Source organism: Candidatus Spongiisocius sp. (assembly GCF_965221825.1).
Lineage (GTDB): Bacteria > Actinomycetota > Acidimicrobiia > Spongiisociales > Spongiisociaceae > Spongiisocius.
In genome coordinates this window covers 1,313,817-1,330,614 of sequence record NZ_OZ244917.1, presented here as the reverse complement: position 1 = coordinate 1,330,614, position 16,798 = coordinate 1,313,817, and the positions used below count along the sequence as shown (strand labels likewise).

15 protein-coding genes are annotated in these 16,798 nt (G+C 67.3%); 13 read left to right on the top strand and 2 right to left on the bottom strand.

Features of this window, described 5'->3' with window-relative positions:
- Window positions 1-10 precede the first annotated feature (10 nt).
- On the bottom strand, window positions 11-1,291 hold the full coding sequence (gene murA / locus ACOQPD_RS06225) for a UDP-N-acetylglucosamine 1-carboxyvinyltransferase (RefSeq protein WP_420614029.1): 1,281 nt from the start codon (window positions 1,289-1,291) through the stop codon (window positions 11-13).
- A 147-nt stretch (window positions 1,292-1,438) separates the two neighbouring features.
- Between murA and ACOQPD_RS06220 the strand changes: the two genes are divergently transcribed.
- Window positions 1,439-1,789, top strand: a complete 351-nt coding sequence (locus ACOQPD_RS06220; RefSeq protein ID WP_420614028.1) for a type II toxin-antitoxin system Phd/YefM family antitoxin — start codon at window positions 1,439-1,441, stop codon at window positions 1,787-1,789.
- A 3-nt stretch (window positions 1,790-1,792) separates the two neighbouring features.
- On the top strand, window positions 1,793-2,119 hold the full coding sequence (locus ACOQPD_RS06215; protein WP_420614027.1) for a type II toxin-antitoxin system RelE/ParE family toxin: 327 nt from the start codon (window positions 1,793-1,795) through the stop codon (window positions 2,117-2,119).
- A gap of 188 nt (window positions 2,120-2,307) precedes the next feature.
- Here the strand turns inward: ACOQPD_RS06215 and ACOQPD_RS06210 are convergent, their stop codons facing one another.
- The gene (locus tag ACOQPD_RS06210; protein ID WP_420614026.1) at window positions 2,308-3,399 is read right to left on the bottom strand and encodes a hypothetical protein; all 1,092 of its coding nucleotides are present in this window, start codon (window positions 3,397-3,399) and stop codon (window positions 2,308-2,310) included.
- Window positions 3,400-3,523: 124 nt separating this feature from the next.
- Here ACOQPD_RS06210 and aroC point away from each other — a divergent pair, with 124 nt between their 5' ends.
- The 11 genes from aroC to pyrF all read left to right on the top strand — a co-directional run bounded on the left by aroC (window position 3,524) and on the right by pyrF (window position 16,780).
- Window positions 3,524-4,675 (top strand): chorismate synthase, encoded by a 1,152-nt coding sequence (gene aroC, locus ACOQPD_RS06205; RefSeq protein WP_420614025.1) that lies wholly within the window; start codon window positions 3,524-3,526, stop codon window positions 4,673-4,675.
- 22 nt (window positions 4,676-4,697) lie between these two features.
- Window positions 4,698-6,224 carry a 3-dehydroquinate synthase gene (aroB, locus tag ACOQPD_RS06200; RefSeq protein ID WP_420614024.1) on the top strand — a complete coding sequence of 509 codons (1,527 nt, stop codon included), beginning with the start codon at window positions 4,698-4,700 and terminating at the stop codon, window positions 6,222-6,224.
- A gap of 127 nt (window positions 6,225-6,351) precedes the next feature.
- Window positions 6,352-6,909: an elongation factor P gene (gene efp / locus ACOQPD_RS06195; RefSeq protein WP_420614023.1), complete on the top strand. Its 558-nt coding sequence runs from the start codon at window positions 6,352-6,354 to the stop codon at window positions 6,907-6,909.
- Between the two features lie 12 nt (window positions 6,910-6,921).
- Complete coding sequence (gene nusB, locus ACOQPD_RS06190) at window positions 6,922-7,311, top strand: transcription antitermination factor NusB (RefSeq protein WP_420614022.1); 390 nt, start codon at window positions 6,922-6,924, stop codon at window positions 7,309-7,311.
- Window positions 7,312-7,949: 638 nt separating this feature from the next.
- Window positions 7,950-8,480: a bifunctional pyr operon transcriptional regulator/uracil phosphoribosyltransferase PyrR gene (pyrR, locus tag ACOQPD_RS06185; RefSeq protein WP_420614021.1), complete on the top strand. Its 531-nt coding sequence runs from the start codon at window positions 7,950-7,952 to the stop codon at window positions 8,478-8,480.
- The gene (locus tag ACOQPD_RS06180) at window positions 8,477-9,382 is read left to right on the top strand and encodes an aspartate carbamoyltransferase catalytic subunit (RefSeq protein ID WP_420614020.1); all 906 of its coding nucleotides are present in this window, start codon (window positions 8,477-8,479) and stop codon (window positions 9,380-9,382) included. Before pyrR ends, ACOQPD_RS06180 begins: the two co-directional genes overlap by 4 nt.
- The gene (locus ACOQPD_RS06175) at window positions 9,382-10,704 is read left to right on the top strand and encodes a dihydroorotase (protein WP_420614019.1); all 1,323 of its coding nucleotides are present in this window, start codon (window positions 9,382-9,384) and stop codon (window positions 10,702-10,704) included. The genes ACOQPD_RS06180 and ACOQPD_RS06175 overlap by 1 nt, the downstream gene beginning before the upstream one ends.
- Window positions 10,701-11,864 carry a glutamine-hydrolyzing carbamoyl-phosphate synthase small subunit gene (gene carA, locus ACOQPD_RS06170; RefSeq protein ID WP_420614018.1) on the top strand — a complete coding sequence of 388 codons (1,164 nt, stop codon included), beginning with the start codon at window positions 10,701-10,703 and terminating at the stop codon, window positions 11,862-11,864. The genes ACOQPD_RS06175 and carA overlap by 4 nt, the downstream gene beginning before the upstream one ends.
- A complete protein-coding gene (carB, locus tag ACOQPD_RS06165) occupies window positions 11,864-15,109 on the top strand; it encodes a carbamoyl-phosphate synthase large subunit (protein WP_420614017.1) in 3,246 nt (1,081 codons plus the stop codon). The genes carA and carB overlap by 1 nt, the downstream gene beginning before the upstream one ends.
- On the top strand, window positions 15,097-16,059 hold the full coding sequence (locus ACOQPD_RS06160; protein ID WP_420614016.1) for a dihydroorotate dehydrogenase: 963 nt from the start codon (window positions 15,097-15,099) through the stop codon (window positions 16,057-16,059). Before carB ends, ACOQPD_RS06160 begins: the two co-directional genes overlap by 13 nt.
- Window positions 16,049-16,780, top strand: a complete 732-nt coding sequence (gene pyrF / locus ACOQPD_RS06155; RefSeq protein WP_420614015.1) for an orotidine-5'-phosphate decarboxylase — start codon at window positions 16,049-16,051, stop codon at window positions 16,778-16,780. The genes ACOQPD_RS06160 and pyrF overlap by 11 nt, the downstream gene beginning before the upstream one ends.
- The last annotated feature ends 18 nt before the right edge of the window (window positions 16,781-16,798 follow it).

The following is a 16,798-nucleotide window of genomic DNA, read 5'->3' as shown; positions in this document are numbered from 1 at the left end:
TGACCCCGCCTCAGTCGATTCGCCGGATGTCGGCACCCATCATGCCGAGTCGGGTGTCGATCCCCTCGTAACCTCGCTCGATCTGCTCCGCGTTGTGGATGACGCTGTCGCCCTCCGCCACCAGCGCCGCGATGAGGAGGGCCATCCCGGCCCGGATGTCGGGGCTGGACATGGTGCTGGGCGTCAGCTTGTTGGGTCCCATCACCACTGCCCGGTGAGGATCGCACAGCACTATCTGGGCGCCCATGACGATCAGCCGGTCCACGAAGAACATCCTCGATTCGAACATCTTCTCGTGGATGAGAATCGAACCGTATGCCTGGGTGGCGGCTACCAGGGCGATACTGGTCAGATCGGCAGGGAAGGACGGCCACGGCCCGTCTTCGATCTTGGGGATGGCGCCACCGAGGTCCGGCAGCACGGTCAGCGGTCCGTTGAAGCGCATCTGGGCGATGTCGTCCGGCAAAGGGTCGTATTGGATCCCCAGGCGAGCCCAGCCCAGATCGATGGGCTTGTTCATCTCCGGCCGGTACCCACCGATGGTGATTGGCGATCGGGTCACGGCAGCCAGCGCCATGATGCTCCCCACCTCGATGTGATCGGGGCAGATGGTGTATTCGCCGCCGCTCAGGCGCTCCACACCGTCGATCTGGAGGATGTTGCTGCCGATGCCGGAGATGCGGGCGCCGAGGGTGTTGAGGAAGTGGCACAGATCCTGGACGTGCGGTTCGCAGGCGGCGTTCTCGATGGTGGTATGGCCCTTGGCGAGAACGGAGGCCATGATCAGGTTCTCGGTGCCGGTCACGGACGGCTCGTCCATGAACACCACCGATCCCTTGAGCGTTCCGGCCCGGAACCGGTGACCGTCCAGGAAGCTGTAGGAGGCGCCGAGTCCTTCGAGACCGTGCACGTGGGAGTCGATCCGGCGGCGTCCGATGACGTCTCCACCCGGCGGAGGGAGGGTGACCTCGCCGAAGCGGGCCAGGGACGGGCCGGCCAGCAGGATTGAAGCCCGGATGATGCTGGCCTGCTCCTCGGAGATCTCCGAGCCGGTCATCCCGTTGCAATGGATACGGAAGGTCCCCGGATCCGGGCTGGTGACCGAGGCCCCCATGCCCTCCAGGATGAGGAGCAGGGACTTGACGTCGCCGATCTGGGGGACGTTGTGGAGGATGACCGGCTCTTCGGTGAGCAGGCAAGCGGCGATGATCGGTAGAGCGGCGTTCTTGTTGCCCGACGGCTCGAAGTGCCCGTGTAGCCGGGTCGGACCCCTAACAAGGAAGCTGGTCATCTCCGATTCACAGGGTAGCCGCAACCAGCCCTTGCACCTGCCATTTACCAGGCGTTAATGCACACCTTTAGTAGATGGTGGCATGTGTTCAATTATGAACAGCCGCGCAGGTCTGGCCGTATCGAATCGTGGCAGGAACGTGATGGGGTGTCAGGTCCGATCACGATAGCGGTCGGGCACGACCTGTTTAAGGACTATATTTGGTCTGGAGAGAGGGAGGCAACCATGAGTCTGTCCGACCGGATCAAGCCTATCAGCTATCTCAAGGCTCATGCCGCCGAGATCGTACGTACCCTCGGCGACGGGGGAGAACCTCTGATCGTTACCCAGAACGGTGAGGCCAAGGTGGTCATCCAGGACATTGACAGCTACGAGGAAATGCAGGAGACCCTTGCTCTGCTCAAGATACTTGCACTCGGGCGACGCGAGGTCGAAGCGGGAAGGACACGGCTCGCTTCCGACGCAATAGCCCAGCTTCGAGAGAGGAATCAGGGCTGATCGATGCCATTCTCGGTCCGGTTGACCGACGGCGCGGTTCGAGACCTGGAGAGTATCGTCAGCTACCTCGATCGACACGCCGGGTGGGGGCATACCGACCGTCTGCTGGATCGGATGGAAGCGGCGTTCGAGAGTCTGTCCGAGTTCCCGCTGCGCGGCCGTTGCCCGATGAAATTGGCTGACCTCGGAATCCTTGACTACCGGGAGGTCGCCGTCAAGCCCTATCGGCTCATCTATCAGGTGAGTGGTGACAGCGTGGTGGTCCTGGTGATCGCTGACGGGCGAAGGGACATGCGAACCTTGCTCCAGCGAAGATTGCTGCAGGCGTGATCGGGGTGGCCCAGGGTCAGTTGGTGCCGTTGTGGTCTGCTTGCCGGGTTTCGCGAACCGGCCACTGCCTGCGGCTCGGGATTCTCGGTAATGCTCAGGTTGCGTTCAGGGTGGGTCGGGTCCGCTTGCGCGGGTGGTACGGCACCAGGAGCCCCGACGGATCCGTCTGAGGTCGACGGCAACTGGCTCTAGTCGGGCCGGGTCTCGATCCTGAGATCTTCTGCCGAATGGCCGAAAAGTTTCAGAAGTTGGTTAGCTCGACGCTTGATATCGACGGATGAGAGATTCGTGTCGATGTAGATTCCTGATACTCCAACCGCCTTCGGTGCCCGGACATCGTGTTCGCTACGAGCAGCATACGGATGCTTGGTTCCTCCTAGGCTCAGGATGCGATCAGCAAAGCTCTGGCCGTGCCTCTGGTAGAGGGACTCGGACACTCCGACCAAAAGTGCCTTCCAGGTCTTGACTTCGTGCCGCTCGCCCCATAACTCATAGGCAACGATCTTTGCTGCTCGCCGGGGAGAGCGGCGCGTCGGTCGCGGAACCTTGGGGTCGTGGTCCTCTTGTTGAGGTCGCGAGGTGGGCGCGGCAGGTTCCGGTGCCGTCACGGTTGGTACTGGCGAGCCGCGTAGTACGGCCTTTACCTGCTCGGCGGTAGGTCGCAGGTTCAACTCTTCGTAGGCTCTTTCGATGAACAACTCGACAAGTTTCCCGTCCGGCCCCTGCACCATTCGTGACCAGATCTCGGGGAGCTTGGTGTTGAGGTGGTGGGCCTGCCTCCGGGCCTCAAGTACCTCCTTGGCTCGCTGTTCCGAGCGTCCACTCAGCAGGTTCTCCTTACCCAGGAACGTCTCGAGATCCTCAGCTAGCTGGTCTACCGGGTCGTGCTTTACGTTGAGAGTCGTGAACAGGCGCTGGTTATGCGGACCGGCCTCCCGGGGCAGGTAGAGCATCCACTCGAGGCCAGTGGTCAGGGCACAGATGTGCACGCCTTCATCGAACGCATATCCGAGTGCCTGCTTGACGTATCGCTTCAGGTCTTTGCCCGGCGCCTTCATCTCGATATGCGCTACGGAATGCCTGTCTCCGCGGAGGGCGATATCGACCCGGCCTCCGCCCTTGGCCGTCTCGACGGGATGTTCATACAGGACCTCCGTGCCGGAGAACGGGTTCCATCCGAGACCCTGCAAGACCGGCGCGATGATCTGGAACTTGGCGGTCTCTTCATTCGGAGGAGTTGGACCCTTCCGTACCGTCTCAAGGACTTCCCGTAACGACAATCGCCCCTCCTTACCAGTCTCGCGCCGGGTAAGCCTACCTTTCGGACGTGGCGGCGCCCGGCCATCCGTCTGCCGCTCGGGTGTCGTATCAGTATCAGGGTCGGGGCGGGGTAGCATCCGGGGCATGTTGCGTTTCCTTACAGCCGGTGAGTCTCATGGGCCCGGGCTGGTGACCATCGTCGACGGGCTTCCCGCCGGGATGGAGGTGTCGCGTCAGGGTCTGGGCTACGAGCTGGCCCGGCGCCGTCTCGGCTACGGCCGGGGCGCCCGCATGAAGATCGAGAAGGACGAGCTGGAGATCATGGGTGGGGTCCGCCATGGCCGCACGCTCGGTTCTCCGGTGGCGGTGATCATCCGCAACACCGAGTGGCCCCGCTGGCAGGAGGAGATGTCGCCCGATCCCGGCGTCCCCAAGCGGCCCATGACCACGCCCCGGCCGGGGCATGCCGACCTGGTGGGGATGCTCAAGTACGACACCAAGGACGCCCGCAACATCCTGGAGCGGGCATCGGCCCGGGAGACCGCGGCCCGAACCGTGGCCGGCTACCTCGCCAAGCAGTTGCTGTCCAGCATCGGCGCAACGGTGGTAAGCCATGTGGTCGCGATCGGCGAGGCCGTCTCCGATTCTGAGGACCTGCCCACCCTTGAGGACCTGCCCGCCATAGACGCTTCATCGGTACGGGCGTTCGGGACCGACACCGAGGCGATGATGGTCGCCGAGATCGAGCGGGCCAAGTCGGACCGCGACACGCTCGGCGGAGTGGTGGAGGTGCTGGTCCACGGCCTCCCGCCCGGCCTCGGTTCCTATGACCAATGGGACCGGCGTATCGAAGCCCGGTTGGCCGAGGCGCTGATGTCGATCCAGGCCATGAAGGCTGTGGAGGTCGGCGACGGTCTGGAGTCGTCCCGCCGCCGGGGCTCGGTCGCCCACGACGAGATCTACTACACCGACGGGGAGTTCTTCCGCAACACCGACCGGGCCGGGGGCATCGAGGGAGGTATGACCACGGGCCAGCCCTTGCGGGTTCGGGTGGCGATGAAGCCGCTGTCGACGGTGATGCGCCCGCTCCCCACCGTGAACGTGGTGACCAAGGAGCCCGAGGTGGCCTTCCGGGAGCGCTCCGATGTCTGCGCGGTGCCCGCCGCAGGCGTGGTGGCCGAACAGATGGTGGCCATCGTGGCGGCCCAGGAGCTCCAGCGGAAGTTCGGCGGCGACACGGTCGAGGACTTCGTCGTCAACGTGACCTCCTACCGGCACCGTATCCGCACGTTCTGATGGCGCCCTGAAGGTCGGGGCGATGGAAAACCTCTGGCTCATCGGCATGATGGGCAGCGGAAAGAGCACGGTCGGCCGCCGGATCGCCGCCACCACGGCTCGCGATTTCGTGGATGTCGACTCGATGGTGGAGGAGCGAGCCGGCAGGTCCATCGCAGGCGTCTTCGAGGAACAGGGCGAGGCTGCTCTCCGTGAGATCGAGGCGGCCGAGATACGCCGCCTGTCCGGCGAGTCGACGCCGGATGCCACGGGCCGGGTGATAGCGACCGGCGGCGGGGCGGTCCTCGACCCGGACAGCGTGGAAGCCATGCGCCGCTCCGGGGTGGTGGCGTGGCTCGACGCGCCTGCAGGAGTGCTCGCGGAGCGGATAAGGGGGGATGTCCGCCCGCTGCTGGCCGGTGGGGATGTCGCATCCCGATTGGCGGAGATACTGGCCGATCGCCACAGCCTCTACCAGCAGGCCGCGCACTACCGGATCGATGCGGGCCGACCGGTTGACGGGGTAGTTACGGGGGCAGCCGGTTGCGCCCGGATCGCGGTCGGTGGCGCGTCGGAGGTGCTGATCGGACCCGGCCTGCCCCACCGTCTCCTGCCGGTGTCCCGCGGCCGCGAGCAGGCGGTGGTCATCTGCCAGCCGGGCTCACGCCATGTTGCCGGAGCAGTGCTGGAGATGCTCGGTTCCGAGGCGAGGGCCACCTTGATCGAGGTCCCTGACCGCGAGGAAGCCAAGTCGATCGAGACGCTGGCGCGCCTGTACGACCGGCTGGCAGAACTCAACCTGGGGAGGCACGACACCATCGTCGGTGTCGGGGGTGGCGCGGTGACCGACCTGGCCGGATTCATCGCGGCGACCTGGCTGAGGGGTATCGAGTCGGTCCTGGTGCCGACCACCCTGCTTGGTGCCGTCGATGCTTCCATCGGCGGCAAGACCGGTATCAACGTGATGGGCAAGAACCTGGTCGGGTCTTTCTGGCATCCGTCGCGGGTGGTCATCAGCCTCGAAGTGCTGAGCCGCCTCCCCGAGCCGCTTGTACTGGAAGGCTCGGCCGAGGCGGTCAAGGCCGGATTCATCGCCGATCCGGAGTTGGTGGATCTGTTCATGAAGCATGGTCCGGCCTTTCCTATGGCCGAGGCGGTGCGGCGGGCGGTGGTGGTCAAGGCGGAGGTGGTCTCGGAGGACTTCCGGGAGACCGGCCGCCGGGCGATCCTCAACTTCGGGCACACCCTGGGCCATGGCATCGAGGTGGTGTGCGATCTACCCCATGGTTACGCGGTGGCGGTGGGGATGGTGGCGGCCGCTGCCGTATCCGCCGATCGCCTCGGGTTCGACGAAGCCCGGGTGCGGGTTGCGCTGGAGCGTCTGGGCCTGCCGACCCGCATCGACGCCGCTACCCCCGACGCCGTCCTCCGGCTGGTCCAGCGGGACAAGAAGCGCACCGCGTCCGGGATCCGCATGGTGCTCCTGCGTGACATCGGGGATCCGGTGGTCGAGTACGTGGACGGGGCAGCGCTGAGACTCGGCCTTGCGGCGGTCGGCATTACGGGTTGATCTCCGACCCGGCCAACCCTCCATGTGCCGGTGCCGTAGCCTCCTGAAGTCGGGTCCGAGCCGTCCTCTGTTCCCGGCTGACTCGGGCCGCGCCTTTCATATCGAGCCGCCCTCCTAGAATCGCCTCATGGTTTCCACCAACGACGTGAAGTCGGGCATGGCGCTCGACCTGCCGGACGGGCTGTTCCTGATAGTCGAGCAGCAGCACGTCAAGCCCGGCAAGGGGCGGGCATTCGTCCGCATGAAGCTGAAGAACCTGGTCACCGGTGCCGTGGTAGATCGCACCTTCCGGGCCGATGAGAACGTGCCGCAGGCGATCATCGACCGCCGGGACCACCAGTTCCTCTACCGGGACGACATGGGCTACCACTTCATGAATCTCGAGACCTATGCCCAGTTCGCGATTCCGGAAGAGGACGTGGGCGAGGCCGCCAACTACATCACCGATGGCGCGACCGTGATGCTTCCCCTGTACAACGAAAACCCGATCGGCGTCGAGTTGCCTGCCTCGGTCGAGTTGGAGGTCACGATGGCGGAGCCCGCGGTCAGGGGTGACCGGGTGTCGGGCGCCACCAAGCCGGTCACGCTCGAGACCGGACTGGTGGTCCATGCGCCGCTGTTCATCGAAGCCGGTGACACCATCAAGGTGGACACCCGCTCGGGTACCTACATCTCTCGGGCTTGATGGCGCCGGGAGATGGTCGAGCGTGCTTCCAAGGCCGCCCGCGACCCGCGGGCCGAGGCGCTGGCTGCTCTCTACCAGGCTGACCTCCGGAGTGATGTAGACCCGACCGCCCGGCTTACCGGCAAGGCGAAGCGCTACGCGGCGGGTGTCAGAACCCATCAACGTGATCTCGACCGGCGGATAGCTGCGGCCTCGGAGCGCTGGCCCCTCCACCGGATGCCGGTGGTGGATCGGGCCATCCTGCGTCTCGCTCTGTACGAGCTTGCGCACGAGTCAACCCCGACGGGGGTGGTGCTGAACGAGGCGGTCGAGTTGGCCAAGAGATTCTCGACGAAAAAGAGCGGCGCCTTCGTCAACGGTATGCTCTCCACCCTCGCCGGGCAGGTGCGGCCGGAGGATTGAGACCGGTCGCATGCCCGACCTCTATACCGGGTCCTTGCTCAACGGTCTTGCTCGTGCGACGCGGTAGTGGTGGGTCGGCCAGTCCGGCTGATCCCGTCGTGCCCCAACCGCCGGCACCGCAAAGAACGCGAAAATCGCGGCGGGTGGGCTTCGCCCGCCGGGCCCTCCGCCTGCCGCCACCACCTTGGTGTCGAGCGCGTCCCGTCCTGTCCCGGGCGGGACTGCTCGACGGTCTGTTCCTCGCATGGTCCGGCCGACGTCCGGGCCGGACCACTGGTATTTACGGTTATCCAACATCGTAAAGCGCGGGTGTGACACGAACCGGGGGGTTTAGTCGACCGATCCCGCCCTCTCGCTTGCGAACCGTCCGGTGCGTGGGGAACTCCGGGCGATCCCTTCGAACCGGTAACTGTGTTCGTGCGGGGCGTGACGAACGGGGGAACTCGGAATTCGGGGCGCTCGAATCCTGCTAGCGTGGCGCCGAACCTTTAATCCGGTCCGGTGAGGCCGGGAAGGAGACCCGAGTTGGCGCCAAGCGGCGCTCAAGCCGCGGCGAAGACACTCCAGCGTGCCTTCCCGTGCCGTTCCCCTCACCTGTTCGGGTAGACGCGCGGCCTTGAGGAGGACGTAGGTAGCTCATGCCCATGGTGATGGCAGACGCCGACGTCAGGCGATCGCTTACCCGCATCTCCCATGAGATCATCGAGAAGTCGAGGGACGTCATTCCGGTGCTGGTCGGGATCCACACCCGGGGCGTACCACTGGCCCGCCGCATCGCTGTGGCCATCGAGGAGGTCAGGGGCGCCCGGGTGCCGGTGGGTTCCCTGGACATCGGCCTGCACCGCGACGACCTGTCGACCAGGCCCACCACCCCACTGTCGGGAACCCGGCTCCCGGTCGACATCACCGACCGTACCGTGGTCTTGGTTGACGACGTCCTATACACGGGTCGCACCGTGCGGGCAGCGCTGGACGCCCTGAACGACTTCGGACGACCCGCGGTGGTGCGCCTGGCGGTCCTGGTGGACAGGGGACATCGCCAGCTTCCGATACGTCCCGACCACGTCGGGCGCAACCTCCCCACCTCTGTCTCCGAACGGGTCTCGGTGAGGCTGGGCGAGATAGACGGGGGCGAGGACGGCGTGTGGGTGGAGGGGGCACGGAGTTGAACTTCCTCACCACCGAAGGCCTTCCACGTAACGATCTCGAGGAGATACTCGACCTGGCCGACGAGTTCACCGAGGTTCTGTCGCGCCCCATCCCCAGAGTCCCCGCTCTCCAGGGCAAGCTGGTGGCCAACCTGTTTTTCGAGAGCTCCACCCGCACCCGGCTGTCGTTCGAGCGGGCCGCCCGGGCGCTGTCGGCCGACGTGATGAGCTTCTCGGCATCCGGTTCGTCCCTGTCCAAGGGGGAGAGTCTCAAGGACACGGCGCTGACCATCGAAGCGATGGGCGTGGACCTGATGGTGGTGCGCCACCGGGCCACCGGCGCTCCGTGGCGGATAGCCGGATGGACCGGTTGCCAGGTCATCAACGCCGGGGACGGCGCCCATCAGCATCCGACCCAGGCGATGCTGGACGCCCTCACGCTGCGCCGGCGATTCGGGGATCTGGACGGCCTGCGAGTGGCCATCGTGGGTGACATCCGCCACTCACGTGTGGCTCGATCCAACGTGTTCGCCCTCACCGCCCTGGGTGCCAGGGTGGTTCTGGTGGCGCCCCGGACCCTCCAACCGGTGGATTGGGAAGGCTGGCCGGTCGAGACGACCGATGACCTCGACGGAGTGCTTGACCAGGTGGATGCCGTCTACTTGTTACGGATCCAGATCGAGAGGGGCGGGGCCTCGGTGTTTCCCTCCTTGCCCGAGTACGTGTCCCGCTACGGCATGACCCGCGACCGCTTCGCCCGCCTTCCCGCCGATGCGGTGGTGCTCCATCCCGGGCCGATGAACCGAGGCGTGGAGATCGACGACATGGTGGCCGGTCATCCCCGGTCGCTGATCCTGGACCAGGTGACCAACGGGGTGGCGGTGCGGATGGCCGTACTGTTCCGCCTGCTGGGGGGCAAGTGATGAGCGGGATCCTCCTGGCCGGCGGCGGCGTCCTCACCCCGCGCGGCGAGGTCCGGGCCGACGTCCTCATCGAGGGCGGTCGGGTGGCCGCCGTCGGATCCCTCCTGGAGGGCCCGGACGGCGCCCGGGCAGGCCGGCAGGTGATCGATGTCTCGGGCCTGGTGGTAGGGCCTGGCTTCGTGGACCTCCATGCCCATCTCCGGGAGCCGGGCCAGGAATGGAAGGAGGACATCGCCTCCGGTTCACGGGCGGCCGCCGCCGGCGGTTTCACCGCGGTGGTCGCCATGCCCAACACGGATCCGCCCACCGACTCGGGCCACCTGGCCCGCTTCATCAGCGACCGGGGTCGGCAGGTGGGACTGGTCGACGTGATCCCGGCCGGATGTATCACGATGGGGATGGAGGGCCTCCGGCTGTCCCATCTGGACGACCTGTTCGCCGCCGGAGTGCGGGTCTTCACCGACGATGGGGTCACGGTGGCCGACTCGGGCCTGCTGCGGCGGGCCATGGAGTACCTGCAGGCGAGGGGCGGCGTGATCGCCCAGCATGCCGAGGACCCCGGCCTGGGAAGGGGCGGGCACATGCACGAGGGCCGGGTGTCGTCGTTGCTGGGTATGGGGGGCATCCCAGCCCTGGTGGAGACGGTGATCGTGGCTCGTGACCTGGCGGTAGCCGAGCTGACCGGCGCCGCCTATCACGTCCAGCACATCAGCTGTGCCGGAACCCTGGACCTGATCGATGCCGCCCGCAGCCGGGGGGTGAACGTGACCGCCGAGGTGACCCCGCATCACCTATGGTTCTCCGACCAGCAGGTGTTGTCGATGGATCCGGTGGCCAAGATGTATCCGCCGCTCCGCACCCCGGCCGATGTCGAGGCCCTCCGTGACGGACTCCGCGACGGCGTGATCGACGCGGTCGCCACCGACCACGCCCCGCACGCCGCCCACGAGAAGGACGTCCCGTTCGAGGAGGCGCCCAACGGAGTGACCGGGCTGGAGACCGCCTTCGCGGCCGTCCGCACCGCCCTCGATCCGGATCCCGGGCTGCTGTTCGAGCGGATGTCGGTCGCCCCGGCGACGATTGCCTCGCTCGAGAGGCACGGGAACTGGATCGAACCGGGGATCCCGGCCAACCTGGTGGTTGTGGACTGGCATGAGCAGTGGACTCCCGAGCGATTCCTGTCCAAGTCGGCCAACTCCCTGTTCGCGGGAGTGCAGCTGGCCGGCCGGGTCCGGTTCACGTTCAGCGATGGCCGCCTCACCCACGACTCCTCCCGGCTCGACAAACCCGAGCCCTCTCCGGACTCCGGACGGCCTCGATGAGCAGCGGGTTCCTGGTCACCGCTGACGGTGAGGTCTTCGAGGGCCGGTCGGTGGGCGTGGAAGGCGTCCGGGTGGGAGAGGCCGTGTTCAACACCTCCATGACCGGCTACCAGGAGGTGCTGTCCGATCCGTCCTATGCCGGCCAGGTGGTGGTCATGACCTCGCCACACATCGGCAACTACGGGGTCAGCGACTACGACGACCAGGCCGCCCGCCCCGCCGCCTGCGGCCTGATCGTCCGCTCGCTGTCCCGGCGGCACTCCAACTGGCGGGCCGAGGGGACCCTCGCCGGCTACCTGCGGACCCACGAGATGGTGGCCCTAGCCGACCTCGACACCCGGCGGCTCACCCGCCATCTCCGGGATCGCGGGGCGATGCCGGTGGCGATCGGTGCCGGGGTGGGACCCGGCGAGTTGGCGGTGCTGGCGGCGGAGGCGCCCCGCATGGAGGGCCAGGACCTGGCCACCGGCGTATCCACGCCCGAGCCATACCGGTTCGATCCTGACGGTGATCCGGTGGGCCGAGTGGTCGCCATCGACCTCGGCATGAAACGCGACATAGGTAGGCGGTTGGCCGCTCGCGGGCTGGAAGTCCAAGTCCTGCCGGCAACCTGCACCGCCGAGGACATTCTCGGTCTCGACCCCACCGGCGTGTTCCTCACCAACGGTCCGGGCGATCCCGAGCCACTGGAGCACAACATCGACACGGTGCGAACGCTGCTCGGCAATGTTCCGGTGTTCGGCATATGCCTCGGCCACCAGGTGATCGGCCTCGCCCTCGGCGCCTCGACCTTCAAGCTTCCCTTCGGGCACCATGGCGGCAACCACCCGGTCCGCCGCCTGGAGGACGGCCGGGTGGAGATCACCGCCCAGAATCACGGGTTCGCTGTCGATCTCTGGTCGTTGGCGGGCCGGGAGGCGCCCGAGCGGAAGGGTCTGGCCGGTCCCGACCTCCTGCCCCGGCGGGTCACGAGCGACTTCGGCGAGGTGCGCCCCACCCACCAGAACCTCAACGACGGGACACTGGAGGGGCTGCGATGCCTGGACATCCCCGCCATGTCGGTCCAGTACCACCCGGAGGCGGCGCCCGGTCCCCACGATGCGCTGGGGGTGTTCGACGACTTCTTGGGCCTGATGGGGCTCGGAACGGCGGACTGCTGATGCCCAAGCGCACTGATATCGAGAGCATCCTGGTCATCGGTTCCGGCCCGATCGTGATCGGCCAGGCCTGCGAGTTCGACTATTCCGGAACCCAGGCGGCCAAGGTGCTGAGGTCGGAGGGTTACCGGGTGATCCTGGTCAACTCCAACCCGGCCACCATCATGACCGACCCCGAGTTCGCCGACGCCACCTACCTCGAACCGATCACGCCCGCGATCGTGGCGCGGATCCTGGAACGGGAGTCACCCGATGCCCTGCTCCCCACCCTCGGCGGGCAGACCGCGCTCAACGTGACCGCCGAACTCGCCCGGACCGGCGTGATAGACGACCTCGGCGTGGAGTTGATCGGCGCCGGCTTCGACGCCATCGAACGGGCCGAGGACAGGGGACTGTTCAAGGAGACGATGGCGGCGGTGGGCATCGAGTCGCCCCGTTCCAGCTACGCCCGATCGATGGAGGAGGCGATGGCGGCGGCCACTGACATCGGCTACCCGGTGATGGTCCGCCCCTCATACATCCTCGGCGGTGGCGGCACCGGCGTGGCCGCGGACGAAGAGGCCTTCCTGGAGATCGCCCGGCGGGGCCTCAGCGCCTCCCCGGTGAGCGAGATCCTGGTGGAAGAGTCGGTGGAGGGCTGGAAGGAGTACGAACTCGAGGTGATGGCCGACCGGATCGGCAACGCGGTCATCGTCTGCTCGATCGAGAACCTGGACCCGATGGGCGTCCACACCGGAGACTCGATCACCGTGGCCCCCATCCAGACCCTGTCAGACCGGGAATACCAGGAGATGCGGAACGAGGCCATCACCTGCCTCCGGGCCATCGGTGTGCAGACCGGGGGCTCCAATGTCCAGTTCGCGGTGGATCCGGCCACCGGGCGCCGGTTGATCATCGAGATGAACCCCCGGGTGTCGCGCTCATCCGCCCTAGCGTCCAAGGCCACCGGATTCCCGATCGCCAAGATCGCGGCCCTCCTGGCGGTCGGGTACACCCTCGACGAGATCGCCAACGACATCACCGGCGCCACCCCGGCCAGCTTCGAGCCGGTGCTCGACTACACGGTGGTCAAGATCCCTCGCTTCGACTTCGCCAAGTTCCCGATGGCGCCCGACCGGCTGGGCACGTCGATGCGGTCGGTGGGCGAGGCCATGGCCATCGGGCGCACCTTCCCCGAGGCCCTGCAGAAGGCGCTGCGCAGCCTGGAGACCGGCCGGTACGGGCTCAACGCCGATCCGGGGGAGAGGGCCTTGCGGGCCATGTCCGACCGGGCACTGGATGAGGCGGTGGCGGTTCCCAGTTCCGGCCGGATATTCCATCTGGGGGAGGCGATCCGCCGGGGCCGGAGTGTGGAATCCCTGGCCCGATCCACCGGCATCGATCCCTGGTTCCTCGACCAGATGGCGGAGATCGACGAGCTCAGGGCCGAGCTGGAGGCGGCGGGCGCACCCCGGGCCGACCTGGTCCGGGAGGCCAAGCGGATGGGGTTCTCGGACGCGCAGCTGGCATACGTCTGGGGGGAGTCCGAGGCCGGTATCCGGGAGTTCCGGCAAGCCGCCGGCATCCGGCCGACCTACAAGCGGGTCGACACCTGCGCCGCCGAGTTCGAGGCGCGCACCCCCTACTTCTACTCCACCTACGAGGATGAGAGCGAGGTGGAGGCGACCGGCCGCCCCCGTGTCGTGATCCTCGGGTCCGGTCCCAACCGGATCGGCCAGGGCATCGAGTTCGACTACTGCTGCGTGCACGCGTCGTTCGCCCTCAAGGAGGCCGGGTACGAGACCGTGATGGTCAACTGCAATCCCGAGACGGTCTCCACCGATTACGACACCTCCGACCGCCTCTACTTCGAACCGCTGACGGTGGAGGACGTACTGGAGATCTGCGAGGCGGAGGACCCCGTAGCGGTGGTGGTCCAACTGGGCGGCCAGACCCCGCTCAACCTGGCCGGACGTCTGGAGGCCAACGGAGCGCCCATCGCCGGCACCTCCCCGGATCGCATCGACGAGGCGGAGGATCGGGAGCGCTTCTCGGCCCTGTGCCGGAGGCTGGGCATTGCCCAGCCTCCGCACGGCACCGCCACCAGCCCCGGCGAGGCGGCCCGTGTGGCGGACTCCATCGGGTTCCCGGTGCTGGCGCGACCCTCCTACGTGCTGGGCGGCCGGGCCATGCGCGTGGTCTATTCGGGAGACGAGCTCGACGACTACCTGGCCGACCTGTACGGCAAGGATCAGCAGGCCGGCTTCGATCTGGCTTCGGCGCCCGTCCTGATCGATCGCTTCCTCGAGGCGGCCGTGGAGGTCGACGTGGATGCCATATACGACGGAGCGGAGCTGCTGGTCGGCGGCATCATGGAACATGTCGAGCAGGCCGGCGTCCACTCCGGTGACTCGGCCTGCATCACCCCACCTCCCACCCTCAGCGCGGCCGCCCGCCGGACGATCGTCGAGGCCACCGGAGATCTGGCGAGGGCGCTCGAGGTCCGAGGGCTGATCAACATCCAGTACGCGGTGAAGGGGGATGAAGTCTTCCTGCTGGAGGCCAACCCACGGGGCTCCCGGACGGTGCCGTTCATCTCCAAGGCCAAGGGAATCCCGCTCGCCAAGATCGCCTCGCGGGTGATGATGGGGGCCAGGCTGGAGGACCTGGTGGCGGAGGGCATGTATACGGAGCCCGGCGAATCGCGGTTCGTAGCGTGCAAGGAAGCGGTGCTGCCCTGGGACAGGTTCCCCGAGGAGGACACCCTTCTCGGACCCGAGATGCGGGCGACCGGCGAGGTGATGGGGATCGGTCCGGGACCCGGGGTGGCCTACTCGAAGGCCATGATGGCGGCGGGTAGCGGCATCCCTGAGGCAGGAACGGTGTTCCTCTCGTTTGCCGATTCCGACAAGCCGGCCGGCGCCCGGATCGGGGAGGCCCTTCATGGTCTGGGATTGCGTCTGGCGGCCTCGCCCGGAACGGCCGCCTTCCTGCAGGCCCGAGGGATACCGGCCGAAGCCGTGCCCAAAGTCGGCGAAGGCCCCGATGACACGGTATGGCAGATCGAGTCAGGCCGGGTCGACATGGTCATCAACACCCCCCAGGGCCGGCGGGCAAGGGGAGACGGTCGGCTGATGCGCCGGGCCGCCTCTTCGCGCGGGGTCCCGATCGTCACCACCGTGGCGGGCGCAGAGGCGGTGATCCGGAGCCTGCGAGGCTCGCCCGAGGCCGTCTACGAGGTAAGGAGCCTGCAGGATTGGCACCGCTGAACCGCTCCTTGGCGCTGGGACCGGTGACGCTCCGATCTCCCTTGGTGGGAGCGTCCGGAACGGTGGGCTCAGCGGTCGATTTCGTGTCGGTGGCTTCGCCTGACTACTACGGGGCGCTGGTGGCGAAGTCCGTGGCGCCCGAGCCCTGGGTGGGTAACCCGCCCCCTCGCCTGGCGCCCGCCGGTGCGGGCATGCTGAACGCCGTAGGCATCCAGAACCCGGGCATCGAGGCCTGGCTGGCGGAGTTCGGCCCCCAGTTGGCCGGCGTCGGCGTCCCCGTGTGGGGCTCGGCGGTAGGTCACGGCCCGGGTGGCTTCGCCGCGGTCGCCCGGGGACTCGAGGACGGCGGCGTAGAAGCCGTGGAGGTCAACCTGTCATGTCCCAACCTCGACGGTCACGGGCTGATCGCCCTCGATCCGGATGCGTCGGCGCGGGTGGTCGAGGCAGTACGGCAAGCCGTCTCGGTCCCGGTCTCCGCCAAGCTGTCCCCCAATGCCTCGGACATCGTGGCGGTAGCCGGAGCCGTTTGGGACGCCGGCGCCGACTGGGTCGTGATCGGCAACACCGTCTGGGGTGCCGCTATCGATATCGAGTCGAGGACGCCCCGGGTGGCCATGGGAAGCGGCGGCTACTCCGGCCCGCCGCTCAAGCCGATCGCGTTGCGGGCCGTCATGGAGGTGGCCACCCGGATTCCCGGACTTCCGATCCTGGGGTGCGGCGGCGTGTCCAGCGGTGCGGATGTGGTGGAGTACCTCATGGCGGGAGCTAGCGCGGTGGGGATCGGAACGGTCCATTTCGCGGAGCCCCGGGCGGCGCGGCGCATCGACCGCGAGCTGGCGAGATGGTGCCGGTCCCATAGCGTGGAACGGCTGTCCGACCTGATAGGCATCGCCCTCCGGTGGGAGTCTCCACAAACAGACCACGAGCGCGGGAGTCAATATGGGCGATAGACCGAACCCCACCGAGACCGGACCGCGCAACCCGATCCTCGTGGCCCTCGATGTTCCGACCGGGGAGGATGCTGCCCGCCTCGCCCGGGAACTGTCGCCCCATGTGGGCGGGTTCAAGGTCGGGCTCGAGCTCCTGACCGGTCCCGGCCCCGCCGTCATAGGGGTGATCGGACGGCTGGAAAAGCCGGTGTTCGCTGACGCGAAGCTGCATGACATTCCCAACACCGTGCGCGCGGCTGCGCGCCATCTGGGGGAGGCCGGCGCGCGGTGGGTCACTGCCCACGCCGCCGGAGGCAGGTCCATGCTGGAAGCGGCGGTCGAGGGCCTGCGCGAGGGTGCGGGATCCCGCGCCGCGGGGATACTCGCTATCACCGTTCTCACCAGCCTGGATCAGGATTCGCTGGCGGCGACCGGGGTGGCCGCTACACCGGGGAAGCTGGCCGCCGTGCGGGCTCGGCTTGCAGGCGAGGCGGGCTGTGAGGGGGTGATCACGTCGGTCAGGGAACTTGGGGTGATCGTGGATGTGGCGCCCCGACTGCTACGAGTGACGCCCGGCATCCGACCGGTCGGCGTAGACACCCATGACCAGGTCAGGGCTGCGACACCTGTTGAGGCGATGGAGCGAGGCGCCCACTACCTGGTAATAGGCCGGGCCATTACCGGTGCGCCGGAACCGGGCCGCGCCGCCCTCGACATCCTCTCCGGTCTCGACCTTGCCTAGGGGTGTGCCGGAAAGTGT